A 557-nucleotide genomic window follows, 5' to 3' on the forward strand; every position below is an offset into this window, starting at 1 on the left:
TCTTGATCGAGATGCGGTTCTTCAGCTTCGTGTTCCAGTAGGCAGCAGTACCCATGCTCGGGTTTACCGTGGCATCTGCCGGTACCGTATTGTTGGCTCCATCATTCGAGTTCTGCGACGTGTTGGTCAGCGACCCTGCCTTTGGCGTTATGCCTACAGCCCTCAGGAAATTGGTTACGTTATCACTGCCAAGCACACCATTGACGACTGACCCAATAGAAGTTCCTATATTGGTACCCGCGTCCTTGGCTATGGAGGCCGCTGAATCTCCGAAGTCGATCGAAGGGCCGGGGCTTTCCAGAAACCCATACTTGCCAGTACTAGGCATCGTCAACTTCAAAAGGTTAACGATAGGAGTCCGAACATCTGTAACGGGATCAGTTTCCGTATGGAACTGAAGCTCTAGGCTCAAGTTCGTTTCGGTATTACCGGCCCATAGCTGCGCGCTCATGGCCTGAACCGCAAGACGCACACCAACCGCAGCTGCGGCTGTATCGAGTGCCTTAGTTGGTGACAAAGACTGTGGCAGAGGCTGTTCGTATGCAGCACCCGAGTCC

1 protein-coding gene is annotated in these 557 nt (G+C 53.5%); it reads right to left on the bottom strand.

Annotated features, from left to right (window positions below; genetic code table 11):
* Nucleotides 1-451: hypothetical protein (locus AC30CM_RS26985; protein ID WP_490119973.1), on the bottom strand; the 451-nt coding region annotated here is incomplete at its 3' end.
* Between the last annotated feature and the right edge of the window lie 106 nt (nt 452-557).

It is taken from the genome of Mycobacterium sp. DHQP2018-32-09, from assembly GCF_058148405.1.